The organism is Cellulomonas sp. P4_D11, from assembly GCF_056401915.1.
In genome coordinates this window covers 34,926-52,402 of record NZ_JBFUIK010000021.1, presented here as the reverse complement: position 1 = coordinate 52,402, position 17,477 = coordinate 34,926, and the positions used below count along the sequence as shown (strand labels likewise).

Here is a 17,477-nt window from a genome sequence, read left to right as displayed (position 1 = left end):
GTTCTCGCGGCGGACTGACGTTCTCGAGGATCTTCGGGGGGGCGGCGGCGCGGGAGGGCGGCCGGTGTCACCGGCACGCGGGGGGACGCAGGTGCTGCCGGTGGCGCGGTGAGGTGCGGAGAGCTGGCGTGCGGGACGTGCCGGTGCCGGCGGCGCGCGGGTCGGGTGCGCGGCGGGTCAGGAGGCGGGTCAGGTGACGGAGAGGACGACCAGGGGGGTGGTCGTCGGCTGGTCGCTGCCGCCCGCCGGTTCGACCGTGACCGCCAGGGCGTCGCCGGACGAGAAGTCGTCGGCGAGCTGGCGGGCGGAGCCGGAGGAGTCGGCGAGGACGCCGGCCGAGGCCGCCTCGTCGCCGCTGACCACCCAGAGCTGGTAGACGTGGTCGTCTCCCGGGTCGGGCAGGCCCGCCGCGCTGAACAGGGCCGCGTCGTCGGTGAGGATCGCGGTCGCGACGCCGCCGCCGGTCATGTCGCCGTGGACGACGACGGCCGAGGGGTCGGTGAGCAGGTCGGCGAGCGCCTGTTGCTGCTGCTCGAGCTGGTTGGCCCGCTGCGCCTGCTGGACCGCGAGCGTGGTGGGCACCGCGGCGCCGATGACGACCGCCGCCGCGACGGCGAGCCAGCGCCCGGGAGCACGACGGCGGCGGCGCTCCACGAGATCCGGAACAGGGAGAGCCTCCGGGCCGGCACCCGACGGAGGAGCGGCAGGGAACGCAGGGCCGGCGTCGGACGACGGCGCGTCCTCGGTCGCCGACGGGGGCACCACCGTGAGGCCGGAGCGCGGGGCGGCCGGGGGCTCGTCTGCGGGCGTCGCGACGTGGCGCGGGCCGCTGAGCGGGCCGAGCTGGGGAGTGCCGACGATCGCGGCGAGGACCGAGGCCCGCAGCGCGGCTGGGGGGTCGCCCGCGACGGCGTCGCCGAGGGTGGCCGCGACGGCGGTGAGCTGGGCCAGCTCGGCGGCGGCGGAGGGGTCGGTGGCGACCAGCTGCTCGACTGCGGCGCGCTCGTCGGGGTCGACCGCGTCCAGCGCGTAGGCGCCGAGGAGGGAGCGGGCGTCGTCGTCGGGAACCGACGTGGTCATGAGCTCACCCCCAAGCAGTCGCGCAGGCGGAGCAGGCCGTCCCGGATCCGCGTCTTGACCGTGGGCAGCGGCGCGGCGAGCTCGTCGGCCACCTCACGGTAGGTCCGGCCGCCGTAGTAGGCGAGGACCACCGCCTGCTTCTGGGTGGGCGTCAGGGTGCCGAGGCAGTCGCGCACGCGGACCTGCTCGAGGGCGGACTCGACCTCGTCGGCCACCACGTCGAACTCCCGCTCGGTGCTCTCGTCGAGAACCCGCTGGTCGCGGTCGCGCTGAGCCTGCACGGCGCGGACGCGGTCGACGGCCCGGCGGTGGGCGAGCGTCAGCGTCCAGGTGCGGGCGGAGCCGCGGACCGAGTCGAACCGGGCGGCCGTGCGCCAGACCTCGACCCAGACCTCCTGCGCGACCTCGGCGGCGTGGTCCGGGTCCCGCAGGACGCCGAGGCAGGTGCCGAAGACGCCACGCCCGAGCGCGTCGTACAGCGCCGCGAACGCGGAGTCGTCGCCCTGCGCGACGTCGGCGAGGAGGGACTCGGCGGAGCGGGGCGCACCGGCCTCGACCTCTCCTCGCTCCACGCGGGCCAGTGTGCCCCACCGGACCGCCGCTCGCCGCTCGGCGGGCGCGCGCCCGGCGCCGAGGTGCCGGGGCGGGCACGTCGGTGGCGTCGGCAGCTGCAGCAGAGACATCGGTCCGTCGTCCAGTGGTGTGCGGATGGGTCAGCGAGGGTTCGTCGCCGACCGCGCCGCGGATGGCTCTCAGACCAGACCGATGTCGCCCAGGTCGCCGCCGCGCGACCCACCGAGGTCGTCCTCGGCGAGCCGGACCACGAGCTGGGTCTCCCAGCCGGTCATGTCTGGCTCGATCCGCGGGTCCGAGAGCTGCAGCTCGAGGCGACAGCCCCACGCGTCGCCCTCGGGGGTCGACCACCGGTCGACGCGCAGTCCCGCGGCCTCGGCCCACGCCAGCAGGTCGGCCATGACCTGCACGAGCTCGTCGGGCGGCCCGACGTGGCTGGTGACGACGTACCGGCCGGCGGGCAGCAGGCCCGGGACGACGTTGCCGTCGGCCCAGTGCACCGCCTCGGCCAGCGGCACCCCGGCCTCGACGATCATGCCGCGGTCCGGGTCGATGACGTCGTACCGGAAGAACGGCGGGCCTGCCGGGGTCAGGCTGTGGTCGGCGAGCCAGGCGAACAGGTCCGCGAACCTGTCCGCCACCTGCGAGAACGTGCTGGGCGTGACCGTCCGGCTGATGCCGACGTAGGGGACGGCGGGCCGGTCCACGAGCACCGGGACCACGGTGGTGCGCTTCATCCGATCGGCCTCCCGCCCCGAGGCTACGACCGCGGGGCGGGGGGTGCACGGCGTCCTGCGCGACGGGCTCAGCGGCGCAGCGCGACGGCCGCGTCGAGGTGCGCGTCGCGGCGCTGTTCGTGCGCCCGCAGCTCGGTGTGCTGCCAGGCCTCGGCGGGCACGGCGGCCGGTCGGGCGAAGCGCGCGCGGGACGAGCGCAGGACGAGGCGGGGGACGGGGATGCGCACGGTGCGCACGTCGTACGTCAGCGCGACCATGTCACGCCTCCTTGGATGCGATGGGCGAGCTCGGGTGGGGGGCACCCTCGGGCGCCTCCGGACCTGGTGCGGGATCGACATGGAGATCGGGGTGCGTGGTGGCGAACCAGCGCATGAGGAGCGCGCCGGCCGGCCGGGACCCGGCGTCGCGGGCCCGGTCGACGAAGGGCATCAGGAGGGCGCCGATGGCGTCGAGCAGCCCCTCTGTCTCGTCCGGGGTGGCCCAGAAGGTGTCCTTGGTCATCGACGTCGGCAGCGCGGTGCCGGCCAGCTCGTCGGCGCGGTCCGCGCGTTCGCGCAGGAACCGCACGAAGCCCTCGGTCTCCTGGCGGACGGTCACCTCGGCCAGCTCGACGACCGCCCGCACGGACCCCGGCACGGACTCGTCGGGCACGAACTGGGTGCGGTCGGCGCTCGGCCGCCACGGCCGCTCGCGGCCGCGCTGCTCGGCGGGCTCGATGAAGCCGTAGCGGGCCAGGAGGCGCAGGTGGAACGAGCAGTTGGCGACCGACTCGCCTGTGTGCTTGGCGCACTGCGTGGCCGTGGCCTCGCCGACGTCGGCCAGGTAGTCGAGCAGCGCGAGCCGCAGCGGGTGGGCCAGCGCGCGGATGCGCTCGGGGTCGCTCCGGCTGCTCCGGGTGTCTGCGCTGAGGTCGTCCTGCGAGGTCATGGCTCGACTGTAAGACTCGCAACGACCGTTGCGCAAGACTTATTGCGAAAGAGATGTTGCGAACGACGAAGGCCCCCACCGCCATGGTGGGGGCCCTCGCCCTGTCGCGCGGGAAGAGCTAGATCACTTGAACGCGTCCTTCACGTTCTCGCCGGCCTGCTTGATGTTCGCGCTGGCCTGATCCGCCTTGCCCTCTGCTTCGAGACGCTCGTCGTCGGAAACCTTGCCGGCCGCTTCCTTGACCTTGCCCTTGGTTTCTTCCGCAGCGTTGCTGATCTTGTCGTCGAGACCCATCAGAATCACTCCTCTCGGGTTGGCAACACCTCGACGTTAGGACGTGCCCGCGGGCTCCGCATCCGGAGCGACCGCCGCCTTGAGCGCACCGAGCACCTGCTCCCAGTTCGCCGTCGCGTGAGACGCCTCCTCGGCGGAGCCGTTGCCGTCCTGCTCGAGCGTCACGGTCGTCGAACCCCCGTGCTCGTCGAACGTGAAGGTCAGGTGGTGGTAGTTCTCGGGGACGTCCGGCTGCCCGCTGAGCGGCGAGAAGTGCGTGTACCGCAGGCGGTTCGGGCGGTCGACCTCGAGGATCTCGCCATGGTCCTGGAAGGGCTTGCCGTCCCACTCGCCGTCGAACGTGATGGGCACGCCGACCACGTACGTGCTGGTCACACGCGCGCCCATCATCCAGGTGGCCTCGGGGTCGACCAGCGTGTCCCAGACCCTCTCGGCGTCGGCCGGGATGTCGACGGTCGCACGGGCGACGTGGTTCTCGGAGTTCTGGTTCTCAGACACGAGCGCCTCCTCGGACGCGGTAGAGGTCGGTGAGCGTGAAGATCTCCGACCCGTGGTGGATGATCTCGCGGTTGATGTGGGCCACGAGGTGGGCGAACGGCGACTGCTGGTCGATCTCGGTGGCCTGGCTGAGCCCGACGGTGAAGATGTCGTCGTCGGACATGTCGGCGACGCCCGCCCGCCAGAGATCGGCGACCCTGGTCAGCTCGGCGACCGCCGGCCCGACCTCGCCCGAGTACGCGAGCGTCGCCCGCCTGGCCTCGTGGTCCCCGAACGTCCAGTCGTACCGCTCGCTGAGCACTTCGGTCAGGTGGGCGACCAGCCAGGCGATGGTGCGCGGGCCGGGGTGGTCGACGCCCTCAGGCCACTCCACCACCCACTCGCCGGTCCCGAACGTCCGGGGAGCGGACGTCTCCGACCGGCGCCGCACGCTGAGCGCACCGGGCGCCGGCTCCCAGAGGAACTCGTCCTGCGTGACGGTCTCGAGCCGCTGCGCGAGCTCCCACCAGGAGAACTCGAGCTGCCCGCGCACCACGGCGCGCGGCGTGGGGACGCTCAGGATCGACCAGTCGAAATCGTCCATCGGACGGACTCCTCGGGAGGGCGCAGAACTGCCGACGCCCCGACCGTAGCCACGTCCTGTGACACCCGCCCGGTCAGGCGGCCGGCCGCTCCGCCTCCGGCGTCTCCTCGCGCAGCCGCGGCTCGGTGCGGCGGTACGGCGCGAACCCGGCCTTGTCGGCGTAGAACGCGCGGACGACGTCCATGTCGGCGGCGACGTCCCCGGTCAGGTGCAGCGTCGGCCCGAGGCCGGTCGTCATGGTCGTGCGGTCGACGTAGCCGAGCGTCACGGGCAGGTCCGTCGCGCGGGCGATCCGGTAGAACCCCGACTTCCATCCGGAGCCGCTGCGGGTGCCCTCGGGAGTCACGACGAGGTAGAAGCGGTCGCCGCCCTGGATGCGGGCGACGAGCTCGTCGACCAGCCCGGCCGGGTCGCGACGGTCGACGGGGATGCCGCCGAGGCCCCGCATGATCGGGCCGGCTGGCCCCTTGAACAGCTGGTGCTTGCCCAGCCAGCGGATCTTCAGGTCGGCCTCGCCGGAGATCGCGAGCATGAGGATGAAGTCCCAGTTCGACGTGTGCGGGGCCCCGATGAGCAGGCCGGCGCCGTCCACGGGCACGCGCTCCGTCTGCAGGTTCCAGCGGCTGAGGCGCCAGTAGGCGCGGGCCAGGGTGCGTCGGAGGCTCACCTCTGGACGGTACCGGACCTCCGACCGACGGCCGTGCGCGGTCCCAGTCACACCCGTCTGTGCCATTTCTCCGCTTCCTCTTGACTCGTCCCGTCCGACGTTCGTAGTGTCTGCTCACGACGCCGCAAGAACTTGACACAGGTACGCACAAAGTTGTGTGTCGACTCGAAAAGAACGCGGTGTCACCCGTCCCCGCTGCACCGCGGCAGCGGAGCTGCTGTTCGCCGCGCTCGCGCCGGCGGGGCACCGACGCCCCGCGGCCGGTCCGGTACCCGTGCGTCCAGCGTCGGGCGTGCAGGTCCGCCGGTCCGAGCACCGACCCCGCCCCCGGGCGGGAGAACGAGGACGACACATGAGAAGGAACGCCAGGCTCGCCGTCGTGGCACTCGCCACGGGGGCGCTCGTCGCACCGCTCGGCCTCGCGCTCGTCGCGCAGGGTGCCGCGGCCGCGGCGCCGAACCTCGCCGCGGGCAAGCCCGCCACCGCCAGCAGCACCGTCGACGTCTACGGCGCCGGCAATGTCACCGACGGCAACCAGTCGACGTACTGGGAGTCCGCCAACAACCAGTTCCCGCAGTGGGTCCAGGTCGACCTCGGCAGCGCCGCCACGGTCACGGACCTCACGCTCAAGCTGCCGACGGGCGCGTGGGGAGCCCGGACCGAGACCCTCACCGTGCAGGGCTCCACCAACGGCTCGACGTTCACGACGCTCAAGGCGTCGGCGGGGTACACGTTCGACCCGGCGAGCGCCAACACCGTGAACGTCGACGTCACGGACACGTCGGTGCGGTACGTGCGCCTGAGCGTCACCGCGAACACCGGCTGGCCCGCAGGCCAGCTGTCCGAGCTCGAGGTGCACGGCAGCGCCGACCCGACCCCGACTCCGACAACCCCCACGCCCACGACGCCGCCGACCGGCCAGAACCTCGCGCTGAGCCGCCCGATCGTCGCCTCGTCGACCGAGTGGACCTACGCCGCGACCAACGCGGTCGACGGATCCCTGACCAGCTACTGGGAGGGCGCCGGCGGGCAGTACCCGAGCAACCTCACGGTCACGCTCGCGTCGGCCAGCCAGCTCTCGGCGGTCACCGTCAAGCTCAACCCGGACCCGGCGTGGGGCAACCGCACACAGACGTTCGAGGTGCAGGGCCGGACCGGGACCGGGGCGTTCGCCACGCTCGCGTCGTCGGCGGGCCGCGCGTTCAGCCCCTCCACCGGCAACACGGTCACGGTCCCGGTGAGCGGCACCGCGAGCGACGTCCGGCTCGTGTTCACCGGCAACACCGGCGCGGGCAACGGGCAGGTGGCGGAGCTCCAGGTGTTCGGCACACCGGCACCGAACCCCGACCTCACGGTCACGGCGGTCACCGGCACGGCGAACGCCACGGAGTCCACGCCCGTCACGCTGACCGCCACGGTGAAGAACGTCGGCACCTCGGCGTCGGCGGCCACGTCGGTCGCGTTCCAGGTGGACGGCCAGAACGCCGTCAACGCCTCGGTCGGCGCCCTGAGCGCCGGCGCCACCGCCACGGTGACGGCGTCCATCGGCGCCAAGGCGGCCGGCTCGTACACGATCGGCGCGACGGCCGACCCGGCCAACACCGTGGTCGAGCAGAACGAGTCGAACAACGCGTACACCAACCCGACGAAGCTCGTCGTGACCCCCGTCGCCAGCTCCGACCTGGTGCCCGTGGTCAGCTGGAGCCCGAGCAACCCGGCCGCGGGTGCGGTCGTCACGTTCACGGGCGCGGTCGCCAACAACGGCAACATCGCGACGTCGACGGCGGCCCACGGCCTGACCGTCACCGTCAAGGACTCGACGACGGGCACGGTGGTCAAGACCTTCACCGGCTCGGTCAGCGGCGCGATCGCGGCGGGCGCCACCAGCGCCTCCGTGAACCTGGGCACGTGGACGGCCGGCAACGGCACGTACGACGTGTCCAGCGCGGTCGCCGCGGACTCGACCGAGGTGCCGGGCAAGCAGGCCAACAACGTGGTGACCGGCGGGATCTTCGTCGGCCGCGGCGCGCGCCTGCCGTTCGACATGTACGAGGCCGAGGACGGCCGGACCGGCGGCGGCGCGACCCTCGTCGGCCCCAACCGCATCGTCGGCGACCTCGCCGGCGAGGCCTCGGGGCGCCGCGCCGCCACCCTGTCCGCCACGGGCTCCTACGTGGAGTGGACGACGAAGAACCCGACGAACACGCTGGTCACGCGGTTCTCCATCCCGGACAACGCGGCCGGCACGGGGCAGTCGGGCAGCATCGACGTCTTCGTCAACGGCACCTACCTCAAGCGTCTCGACCTGTCGTCGCGGTTCGCCTGGCTGTACGGCAACGAGACCAACCCGAACAACCAGCCGGGCGCCGGAGGGCCACGGCACATCTACGACGAGGCGAACACGCTGCTGGGCACCACGGTCCCCGCGGGCGCGGCGATCCGCCTGCAGCGGACGGCCAGCAACCCCCTGCCGGTGACGGTCGACTTCATCAACACCGAGCTGGCCACGGCCGACCCGAACCCCAACCCGGCTCAGTACGTGCAGCCCACCGGGTTCACGCACCAGGCCGTGCAGGACGCCCTGGACAAGGCCCGCATGGACACGACCGGCGCGATCAAGGGCGTCTACCTGCCCGCCGGCGACTACTCCACGTCGAGCAAGTTCCAGGTGTACGGCAAGGCGGTCGACATCGTCGGCGCCGGCCCGTGGTTCACGCGTTTCTTCGCCCCGTCCGGTCAGGAGAACACGGACGTCGGGTTCCGCTCGGAGGCGTCGGCCAACGGCTCGAGGTTCCGCGGGTTCGCGTACTTCGGCAACTACACCTCGCGCATCGACGGCCCCGGCAAGGTGCTCGACTTCACCAACGTCTCGAACATGACCGTGGACAACCTCTGGGTCGAGCACATGATCTGCATGTTCTGGGCGTCCAACATGGACAACAGCACCATCACCAACTCCCGCATCCGGGACACGTTCGCCGACGGCATCAACATGACCAACGGCAGCGCCAACAACCGGGTGGCCAACATCGAGGCGCGCGGCACGGGTGACGACTCGTTCGCCCTGTTCGCGGCCACCGACGCGGGCGGCACCGGGCAGACCGGCAACGTCTACGAGAACCTGACGTCGCTGGTCACCTGGCGGGCGGCAGGCCTGGCGGTCTACGGCGGGTACGGGAACACGTTCCGCAACATCTACATCGCGGACACGCTCGTGTACTCCGGCATCACGATCAGCTCGCTCGACTTCGGGTACCCGATGGACGAGTTCGGCTCGGGCGCGCCGACGGTGTTCCAGAACATCTCGATCGTGCGGGCCGGCGGGCACTTCTGGGGCAACCAGACGTTCCCCGCGATCTGGGTGTTCTCCGCCTCGAAGAAGTTCCAGGGCATCCGGGTGAGCGACGTCGACATCGTCGATCCGACCTACTCCGGGATCATGTTCCAGACGAACTACGTGGGCAGCCAGCCGCAGAACCCGATCACCGACACGACGTTCACCAACGTGTCGATCAGCGGTGCCCGCAAGAGCGGCGACGCCTGGGACGCCAAGTCCGGGTTCGGGATCTGGGTCAACGAGATGCCGGAGGCCGGGCAGGGCCCCGCGGTCGGCTCGGTGACCTTCACCAACCTGCGCCTGAGCAACAACGCGCAGGACATCAAGAACACCACGTCCACGTTCACCATCAACCGGAACTAGGAGGCCCCCCGAGCGCCCGGGCCTCCCGAGGGGCCCGGGCGGTCGACGGCGGACGGTCGGTGTGCGGTCCCGGCCGTCCGTCGTCGCGCCACCCCTGTCAGCCGGCGTCCCGCCGCAGCAGCAGCACGGTGACGTCGTCGACCGAGGCGGGGTCGCGGCACTCGCGCAGCACCTGGTCGAGGTCGATCGCCTGGTCGGGGTCGTCGCTGCGGTCGACCAGCCGCCGCAACCGCCGCAGCCCGTCGCGGAGCGAGGTCTGCCGCGAGTCGACGACGCCGTCGCTGTAGAGCAGGAGCCCAGCGCCGGGCTCGAGCCGCAGGGTGCTCGTCGGGACCGCGCCCGAGCCCACGCCCAGCGGCCGGTCGATGGGGAGATCCAGGAGGACGGCGGACCCGTCGACCTGCAGGTGCAGCGGGCGCGGGTGGCCGGCGACCGACAGGGTCACCTCGCCCGTCCCCACGTCCACGAGCGCGACCGCCACGGTCGCCATCTCGAACGGCATGGTCCAGCGCACCACGTGGTCGAGCGCCGCGAGCGTCACGGACGGGGAGTCGCCGCGCAGCAGGTAGGCGCGCAGGCCGTTGCGGATCTGGCCCATCGCGGCCGCGGCGGACAGCCCGTGACCGGCGACGTCGCCGACGACGACCGCCAACCGCCCGTCGGGCAGCACGAGGGCGTCGTACCAGTCGCCGCCGACGCGTCCGCCGGCCGCCGGCTCGTAGCGCGCGTCCACCGACCAGCCGTCCGGCGCCGGCAGCGACGCGGGCAGCAGGCTGCGCTGCACCAGCTCGGCCGCCCGGAGCTGCAGCCGGCCCCGCTCCAGCAGCACCTCGAGCAGGTGCCCGCGCAGCTCCTCCGCCGAGCGCACCTCCCGGTCGGACCACGGCTCGCACTGCCCGCGCACGGTCTCCCGCCACAGCTCGAACGACTTGCGCGGGCTCAGCCGGACGTCGTCGCCCTCCCGCCGGGCGATCGCTTTGTTGTGCGGGTCGCCGCCCCAGTCCACGTTGTGCACGGCCTCGTGCCGCAGCCACACGAGCGCCTGGCCGTCGGGCAGGCGCAGCGCCAGGAGCCCGGCCACGTCGGGCAGCGCCGCCGCGAGCCCCGGCTCCTCGGACCCGAGCGCTCCGCGGACCACGACCTCCGCCTGCTGCTCCGCCACCCACGCGAGCAGGGCCGTCACGTCGGCGGGCACGCGCCCGACCGAGTCGACCACCCCGTCGGCCGAGACGATCGCCCCCTGCGCGGGCACCAGGTCGAGCAGGGCGGTCCCGGTGACCAGCGCCGTCGCCAGCGCGCGGTCCTCGTCACGGCCGGCGGCGAGCAGGCGCGCCTGGGTGCGGCCGGCGCGGATCCGGTCCTCCAGCTCGTCCTCCTCGACCCGCGCGACCAGCCGCAGCGAGAGGCTGGACCCGAGGAACTCCGCCGCGGCCCGCACCCCGTAGGGGGGCTCGTGCGGACCGGAGTAGTGATGGCACGCGATCAGACCCCACAGCCGGCCGTCCCGCAGCAGCGAGATCGACATCGACGCGGCGACGCCCATGTTGCCCAGGTACTCGAGGTGGATGGGCGACACGCTGCGCAGGATCGAGTGCGTGAGGTCGAGCGGCAGGCCGGAGGCCTCGTCGAGACCCGGCTCGATCCGCGCCGGCACGTAGGAGACGTCCGAGATGAGCCGGACCCAGTTCTTCTCGTACAGCGCCCGGGCCTGGGGCGGGATGTCGGTGGACGGGTAGTGCAGCCCGAGGAACGGGTTGAGGTCGGGCCGCATGGCCTCGGCGACGACCTCGCCGTTGTACTCGGCGTCGAAGCGGTAGATCATCACGCGGTCGAACCCGGTCAGCGCCCGCACCTCACGGGCCGTGATGTCGTACAGCTGCGCGAGCTCGTGGGTGTGGTTGAGCTTCTCGACCGCGCCGCGCACCGCCTGGTACGTGTTCGGGAACGAGAACGGCCGCGGGCCCGACGCCAGCTCGAGCTCGACGACGAGGAGCGTGTCCTCACCGACGGCGATGCGGTGCAGCACCGCGTCGAGCTCGAGGTCGCCGTGCGGCGTCGCGGCCGTGACCAGGATCGGGTTGCGAGCCCGCAGGTTCCCCCAGGTCCGGACGTGCAGCTCGACCACGTCCGCGCCGCGCGACCCGAGCAGGTCCGCCAGCGTGCCGCCGAGCACCTCGTCGAGCGACCGCCCGAGCACCGCGCCGACGTTCTCCGAGGCGTGCCGGACCACCAGGTCCGGCTCCGAGACCGCGAGCAGGACGCCCCACGGCTGGATGCTGCCGGGGATGTGGATGGGCTCGCGCGCGCAGTTGTCGAGGTCGACCGGCTCGTCGCTGGCCAGGAAGGCCGCCCCGCCCGTCTCCGCCATGCCACCCGCCGTCCTGTCCGCCCGGTCGCCGACGACGCAGGACCGTAGCCGACCACACTCGCACGATCGAGCCCGGTGCGGGTGCGTCCGGGGTCAGCGGCGTGCGGCCAGCCGGGGCGGTACGGTCGCGGCGGCCCGCGAGCGCCGGACGAGCTCACCGGGGATCCGCAGCGCGCGGGACCGCGACGGCATGAACCGCACGAAGAACCCGACCCGCATCAGCCACGCGACCCACCCGGTGAGCGGCAGCCCGTACAGGTCGGCGACACCGCGCCCGACCCCGAAGGACGCCGCCTGCCCGAGCCCGAGGTAGCGGAAGCGTCGGCCGGACCGGCCCGTGAGCGCGCGCGCCACGTTGCGCCCGACGTGGTCGCCCGCCTTGATGGCCCACAGCGCGTTGGCCGTGACCGGTGCGCCGGTGCGCGGGTGCGCGACGGACGCGGCGTCGCCCGCGGACCAGACGTCGGGCGCGACGAGCAGCTCCCGGGTGGTGACCAGGCGGCCGCGCTCGTCGCGCGGGAGCGTCTCGAGCCCGGGCAGGGCGACCGCGCGCTGGCCGGTGGTCGCCAGGACCACGCGGGTGCCGACGACGGAGCCGTCCGAGAGGGTCACCGACTCGTCGTCGGCCGCGACGACCCGCAGGCCGGTCCGGACGTCGACCCCGAGCCGCGCGAGCTCGGCCACGCAGCGGGCCGCGAGCCGCGGCTGCTCGTCGTGGAGCGCCGGGACGACCCGGTCGCCCGACTGGACCAGGACGACGTCCGGGGCGCGGGCCGCGAGCGCGGCGGCGAGCTCGACTCCCGCGAGCCCGCCGCCGACGACCACCACGGGACCATCGACCACGCGCACGTGCTGGAGCAGCTCGGCCAGGTCGCCGGGCCCGCGCAAGGTGAGGGCCTGGCCCTCCAGACCGGCCAGCGGCTCGCGTGCCCCGGTGCCGACGACGAGCGCGTCGTAGCCCATCCGGTGCTCGGCGTCGTCGGCGAGGTAGTGCACCCGCCGCGCGGCCAGGTCGACCCGCGTGACCCGCGCGTGCAGGACGCGGGCGCGCGGCATGGCCTCGGTCAGCGGCGTCTGCGTGAGCTCGATCGGCAGCAGGCCGGCGACGACCTCGCCGGTGAAACCGTGGAAGTTGTGCATGGTGTCGGCGCTGAGGACGACGAGCTCGACCGCGCCGCGGTTCAGCTCGCCGCGCAGCCGGCGCGCGAGGGCTCCGTACGCGTGCAGCGTGACGTACCCGCCGCCGAGGAGCACGACACGCTTCATCGAGCACCGGCCGCGGCCAGCAGCGGCTGCCCGAAGCTCGTCGGCGTCGCCGCCCCGAACCCGTGGCGCGCGAACCGCCGCGCGAGGCCGCGGACGTGGGACACGTGGTCGAGCGTCGGGACGCCCGTCGAGAAGTGGCCGCGGTGGCCGGCGAGCCCGAGCAGGAACGTCTCGGCGAAGCACGCGTACGCCTGACCTCGCGGGAGCCCGATGGTGCCGCCCTTGAGCTCCATGCCGGGGATCGAGACGACCCCGCCGTCGACCACGGTGACGTCGGGCCGCGCCGCCGCGAGGTCCGGGGAGGTGTTGCGGGGCTGGGTCGCGTCGAGCACGCGGGCGCCGGGGGCGAGGTGCTCGGCGCCGAGCAGCGCGTCGGCCGAGGCCGTGAGCAGCACCACCGCGTCGCAGCCGCGCACGTCGTGGATGTCCGTGGACGTCGTCGTCGGCACCCGTCCCCGCACCTGCGCGGCGAGCGCCTCCAGCTTGGCCGCGCCGCGCGCCACCAGCAGGAGCGAGTCGACCGACCCGCCCTCGGCGAGCAGCCGGACGACCGTGGTGCCGACGGACCCCGTCGCGCCGACGACCGCGACGCGCCGCTCGGGCGCGGTGGCCAGCAGGTCCAGCAGCTGGTCCTCGACGATGGCCGCCGTGTACGCGTTGCCGTTGGTGACGCCGATGTCGGTCCGCCCCCGCAGGGTCGCGCCGCCCGCCGTGACCGTCGCCGTCAGGGCGCCGAGCCCGACGATCCCCGCGCCGAGCCGCGCGGCGTGGTCGATCGCCCGACCGACGCGCGCGCGGCCCTCGTGCGGCTCGCTGAGCAGGTGCTTCGCGCCGAACGGCACGAGCACCACGTGACCCACCGGCGCCTGGTCCAGCAGCACGCGGGACATGGCGTACGGGGGAAGCGGGAGCGTGCGGACCGCCGTGTCGACGAGGGCTTCCGGCACGCGGCCGAGGGGTCGCCAGATGCGGGCGAGGTCCTCGGCGATCCTGGCCCGCGGGTGGACCAGGAAGGCGAACGGTGCGGCGGTGCTCATCGGTGGCTCCCAGTGGCCGCGCGGCGTCGCGGCCGCGTCGTCGAGGTGGGTCTGTGCCCCGAAGGGGCGCGCGCGCAGCACGCTGATACCGCCGGTGCCGGGTGAGGTGGCGTGGGAGGAAGCCAAGCAGGGGGATGTGTCGGGCAGATGGCGCGCGGGCGGATTCACCCGCAGGTTCACACCTCCGTGCGCCAGGAGTGCTGCGGGTCGTAGCCGAGCAGGCGCCGCGCCTTGTCGATCGACAGCAGGGTCTCGCGGCCCTCGATCGGTCGCTTGACGGGGACGTCCGGGAAGTACTGCGCGACCAGGTCGGCCGACGGCGTCTCGAGGACCGTGTCGGGCGACGCCACGATGAACGCCTCGAACCCGGTGAGGTCGCTCTCGAGCGCGAGCCGGACGGCGAGCGCGCCGTCGCGGGCGTCGATGTAGCCCCAGAGGTTCCAGATCCGGCTGCGCGGGTCGTCGGCGAACCCCGGGAACGCGGCGTAGTCGGCGACCTCCATGACGTTCGAGAACCGCAGCCCGATGAGCTTGAGTGACGGGTCCCAGCGCGTGAAGTGGCGGGCCATCTCCTCCTCGACCGCCTTGCCGAGCGAGTAGGTGCTCTCCGGGCGGACCGCGTACTCCTCGTCCACCGGGACGTACGGCGGGGGCGTCTCGAACGGCAGCCCGAGGACCGTCTCGCTGGACGCCCAGACGACGTTCTTGATGCCCGCCCGGCGGGCGGCGCTGAACACGTGGTGGGTGGACACCACGTTGTTGGCGAACGTCGCGCCGCTCGGACGCAGGCCCGGCGCCGGGATCGCCGCGAGGTGCACCACCGCGTCGACGCCGTCGTACCGGTCGTCGATGCCGGTCAGGGCCTCGGTCACCTGCCCCAGGTCGGTGAGGTCGACGCGGCTGAACACCGCCTTCTGCCCCGCCGGTGGGAGCGCCGTGTCGACGTTCACCACGTCGTACCCGTGCTCGGCGAGGTCCTCCACGACCGCGCGCCCGAGCTTCCCAGAACCACCGGTGACCACGACTCGACTCATGCCGCGACGCTATCCCGCGCCGTCCGACCGCGGGAATTCAACGGATCCGGCCCGAAAGCGGCCAGATCGTTCGCATTCCCGCGTTCAGTCCGCGTCGACCCACGCGTGCGGCGGGGGGAGCAGCGCCTCCAGCGCCGGCCAGATCGCGTCAGGGAGGGGCTCCGAGGCGAGGTCGAGCGTGCGGGCGACGCGGCCCGGGCGGCTCATCCCGACGATCGTCGAGGCGATCCGCGGGTCCCGCAGCGAGAACTGCAGCGCGGCCGTGCCCAGGTCGGTGTGGAAGTCGGCGCACACCCGCCGCATGGCCTCGACCGCCTCGAGGGTCTCCGGCGGTGCAGGCCGGTAGCCGTACGTCGTCGGCCCCCCGGACTGGAACGCGAGGATCCCGCCGCCGTAGATGGCCGCGTTGAGGATGCCCATGCCCTGCCGCACGGCCTCGTCGAGCAGCGGGCCGGCGCTGCGGTCGACGAGCGTCCAGCGGTTGTGCACCAGGAGGACGTCGAACACTCCCAGGTCCAGGTATTTCGCGATCTCCTGCACGCGGCCGCCCGCGAGGCCGATCGACCCGACGACCCCGTCCTGCTTCAGCTGGACCAGCGCCTCCACCGGCCCGCCCGGCGCGGACATCTCGGCGAAGTCGAACGACTCGGGGTCGTGCAGGTGGACCAGCGGGAGGTGGTCGATGCCGAGGCGCTCGCGGCTCTCGGCGACGGAGGCGCGCACCCGGTCGGCGGAGTAGTCGCGGCCGGACGGGTCGACCTTCGTGGCGACGACGACGCCCTCGGGCACTCCGCCCTCCTCGACCAGCGCCGCGCCGATGCGCCGCTCGCTCTCGCCGTCGCTGTAGCCGTTCGAGGTGTCGATGAACCGGATCGGGCTGTCCAGCGCGGCCAGGACCGTCGCGACGCCCTCGTCGGCGGAGACGTCGCGGCCGAACAGGGCCGGCATGCTGCCGAGCGGTCCCCCGCCGAGACAGACCGCGGAGACCCGCAGCCCCGTCGGGCCGAGGTCGCGGAGCCAACCGGGCTGGCCTGGTGCGTAGTCGGGCTGCTTCATCTCGCCATCCCACCACGGGTGCGCCCGAGATGTCGGCTCGTTCGCTAGCGTCGGTCCGGAAGCGGTTCGAGCCAAGGAGCGCGCATGAGTGAGGCCGAGGTCGTCGTCAAGCCGTCGCCGCTGCAGCGGGTCCTCGACGGGATCGAGCGGGTGGGCAACAAGGTCCCGCACCCGGTGATCATCTTCCTGATCCTCATCGCGTTCATCATGGTGCTCTCCGCGATCTTCCAGGCGGCCGGCAGCACGGTGACGTTCGAGCAGGCGCAGATCGGGGCCGAGGAGCCGGTCACCGTGACGGTGGCCGCGCAGAGCCTGCTCGACGCCGACGGCCTGCGGTTCGTCTTCACGTCGCCGGTGGCCAACTTCAACAACTTCGGCGTCGTCGGCGTGATCGTGGTCGCCATGATCGGCGTGGGCATGGCCGAGGAGGTCGGCCTGATCGCCTCGTTCATCAAGCGGCTGGTCAAGATCGCCCCGCCCCGCGCGATCACGTTCATCATCGTGCTGCTGGGCGTCCTGTCGTCCATCGCGACCGACGCCGGCTACCTCGTGCTCATCCCGCTCGCCGCCGCGGTGTTCCTGTCCCTCGGCCGGCACCCCCTGGCCGGCCTGGCGGCCGCGTTCGCCGGCGTCGGCGGTGGGTTCGCCGTGAACATCCTCATCACCCCCGTCGACGGGATGCTCGCGGAGATCACCAACGAGGCGATCGCCGACCCTGCCAACCACGTGTCGATCACCGGCAACCTCTACTTCGGCATCGTCTCGACGCTGCTGGTCACCGTCGTCGTCACGTTCCTCACGGAGAAGTTCGTCGAGCCCCGGCTGGGCGCCTACCACCCGTCCGAAGGGCCGGAGACTGCCGACGAGGCACCCTCGGGCGAACTCAGCGCCGAGGAGAAGAACGGTCTGCGCTGGGCGTTCTGGGGGTTCCTCGGCACCACCGCCGTCGTGCTCGCGCTCTCGCTCCCGCCGAACGCCCTGCTGCGCAACCCCGAGACCGGCAGCCTGATCGAGGACTCCCCGCTGCTCAACTCGATCATCTTCCTGATCCTCGTGTACTTCTTCGTGATGGGGCTCTGCTACGGCAGGGGCGCCGGCACCGTGAAGGGCTCGATGGACGTCATCAACCCCATGGTCAAGACCATCTCCGGGCTGTCCGGCCTGATCTTCCTGCTACTGGTGATCAGCCAGTTCATCGCCTACTTCAACTACTCGAACCTGGGCACCATCGCCGCGGTGAACATGGCCGACGCCCTCGAGGCCGCCAACCTCAGCACCGTGTGGCTGATCCTCGGGCTCATCGCCATGACCGCCGTCATCGACATCTTCATCGGCGGCGTCGTGCCCAAGTGGGCCATCTTCGCGCCCGTGTTCGTGCCCCTGTTCATCCAGCTCGGCATCTCCCCCGACCTGGCCATGGCCGCCTACCGCGTCGGGGACTCTCCCGTGAACGTGGCCACCCCGCTCATGCCGTACTTCGCGCTGATCGTCATCTTCGCCGAGCGGTACCGCAAGAAGGTCGGCGTCGGGTCGGTCATCTCGCTGATGCTCCCCTACACCGTCGTGCTGCTCATCACCTGGAGCGCGCTGCTGGTGGTCTGGTACCTGCTGGGCCTGCCGCTCGGTCCGGGCGCGTCGATCTACCTCAACTGACGAC

At 72.7% G+C, this 17,477-nt stretch carries 16 protein-coding genes; 2 read left to right on the top strand and 14 right to left on the bottom strand.

Going from position 1 to position 17,477, the window contains the following annotated elements; all coding sequences use genetic code 11:
• Window positions 1-189: 189 nt before the first annotated feature.
• From AC1DT4_RS14030 to AC1DT4_RS13990, 9 genes are all read right to left on the bottom strand, one after another.
• The gene (locus AC1DT4_RS14030) at window positions 190-1,080 is read right to left on the bottom strand and encodes an anti-sigma factor (RefSeq protein WP_477090409.1); all 891 of its coding nucleotides are present in this window, start codon (window positions 1,078-1,080) and stop codon (window positions 190-192) included.
• Entirely contained in the window at window positions 1,077-1,763 is a 687-nt protein-coding gene (sigK, locus tag AC1DT4_RS14025) for an ECF RNA polymerase sigma factor SigK (protein WP_477090408.1), read from the bottom strand. Before sigK ends, AC1DT4_RS14030 begins: the two co-directional genes overlap by 4 nt.
• Window positions 1,764-1,832: 69 nt before the next feature.
• Complete coding sequence (locus tag AC1DT4_RS14020; protein ID WP_477090407.1) at window positions 1,833-2,390, bottom strand: GyrI-like domain-containing protein; 558 nt, start codon at window positions 2,388-2,390, stop codon at window positions 1,833-1,835.
• Between the two features lie 68 nt (window positions 2,391-2,458).
• Window positions 2,459-2,647: a hypothetical protein gene (locus AC1DT4_RS14015; RefSeq protein ID WP_477090406.1), complete on the bottom strand. Its 189-nt coding sequence runs from the start codon at window positions 2,645-2,647 to the stop codon at window positions 2,459-2,461.
• A 1-nt stretch (window position 2,648) separates the two neighbouring features.
• Window positions 2,649-3,317 carry an ArsR/SmtB family transcription factor gene (locus AC1DT4_RS14010; protein WP_477090405.1) on the bottom strand — a complete coding sequence of 223 codons (669 nt, stop codon included), beginning with the start codon at window positions 3,315-3,317 and terminating at the stop codon, window positions 2,649-2,651.
• 123 nt (window positions 3,318-3,440) lie between these two features.
• Window positions 3,441-3,611, bottom strand: coding sequence for a CsbD family protein (locus tag AC1DT4_RS14005; RefSeq protein WP_456843855.1), 171 nt, complete (start codon window positions 3,609-3,611; stop codon window positions 3,441-3,443).
• Between the two features lie 36 nt (window positions 3,612-3,647).
• The gene (locus tag AC1DT4_RS14000) at window positions 3,648-4,109 is read right to left on the bottom strand and encodes an SRPBCC family protein (RefSeq protein WP_477090404.1); all 462 of its coding nucleotides are present in this window, start codon (window positions 4,107-4,109) and stop codon (window positions 3,648-3,650) included.
• Window positions 4,102-4,692: a DinB family protein gene (locus AC1DT4_RS13995; RefSeq protein ID WP_477090403.1), complete on the bottom strand. Its 591-nt coding sequence runs from the start codon at window positions 4,690-4,692 to the stop codon at window positions 4,102-4,104. The genes AC1DT4_RS14000 and AC1DT4_RS13995 overlap by 8 nt, the downstream gene beginning before the upstream one ends.
• A 73-nt stretch (window positions 4,693-4,765) precedes the next feature.
• On the bottom strand, window positions 4,766-5,359 hold the full coding sequence (locus tag AC1DT4_RS13990) for a 1-acyl-sn-glycerol-3-phosphate acyltransferase (protein ID WP_477090402.1): 594 nt from the start codon (window positions 5,357-5,359) through the stop codon (window positions 4,766-4,768).
• Between the two features lie 379 nt (window positions 5,360-5,738).
• Here AC1DT4_RS13990 and AC1DT4_RS13985 point away from each other — a divergent pair, with 379 nt between their 5' ends.
• On the top strand, window positions 5,739-9,059 hold the full coding sequence (locus tag AC1DT4_RS13985) for a discoidin domain-containing protein (RefSeq protein WP_477090401.1): 3,321 nt from the start codon (window positions 5,739-5,741) through the stop codon (window positions 9,057-9,059).
• A gap of 97 nt (window positions 9,060-9,156) precedes the next feature.
• On the opposite strand, the gene AC1DT4_RS13980 is transcribed toward AC1DT4_RS13985, so the two are convergent.
• The 5 genes from AC1DT4_RS13980 to AC1DT4_RS13960 all read right to left on the bottom strand — a co-directional run bounded on the left by AC1DT4_RS13980 (window position 9,157) and on the right by AC1DT4_RS13960 (window position 15,820).
• Window positions 9,157-11,427, bottom strand: a complete 2,271-nt coding sequence (locus AC1DT4_RS13980) for a SpoIIE family protein phosphatase (RefSeq protein WP_477090400.1) — start codon at window positions 11,425-11,427, stop codon at window positions 9,157-9,159.
• A 93-nt stretch (window positions 11,428-11,520) separates the two neighbouring features.
• A complete protein-coding gene (locus tag AC1DT4_RS13975; protein ID WP_477090399.1) occupies window positions 11,521-12,693 on the bottom strand; it encodes an NAD(P)/FAD-dependent oxidoreductase in 1,173 nt (390 codons plus the stop codon).
• Complete coding sequence (locus tag AC1DT4_RS13970) at window positions 12,690-13,730, bottom strand: semialdehyde dehydrogenase (protein ID WP_477090398.1); 1,041 nt, start codon at window positions 13,728-13,730, stop codon at window positions 12,690-12,692. Before AC1DT4_RS13970 ends, AC1DT4_RS13975 begins: the two co-directional genes overlap by 4 nt.
• A 176-nt stretch (window positions 13,731-13,906) precedes the next feature.
• Window positions 13,907-14,764, bottom strand: a complete 858-nt coding sequence (locus tag AC1DT4_RS13965) for an NAD-dependent epimerase/dehydratase family protein (protein ID WP_477090397.1) — start codon at window positions 14,762-14,764, stop codon at window positions 13,907-13,909.
• Window positions 14,765-14,848: 84 nt separating this feature from the next.
• Window positions 14,849-15,820: an aldo/keto reductase gene (locus AC1DT4_RS13960; protein ID WP_477090396.1), complete on the bottom strand. Its 972-nt coding sequence runs from the start codon at window positions 15,818-15,820 to the stop codon at window positions 14,849-14,851.
• A gap of 84 nt (window positions 15,821-15,904) precedes the next feature.
• Here AC1DT4_RS13960 and AC1DT4_RS13955 point away from each other — a divergent pair, with 84 nt between their 5' ends.
• On the top strand, window positions 15,905-17,473 hold the full coding sequence (locus AC1DT4_RS13955; protein ID WP_477090395.1) for an AbgT family transporter: 1,569 nt from the start codon (window positions 15,905-15,907) through the stop codon (window positions 17,471-17,473).
• The last annotated feature ends 4 nt before the right edge of the window (window positions 17,474-17,477 follow it).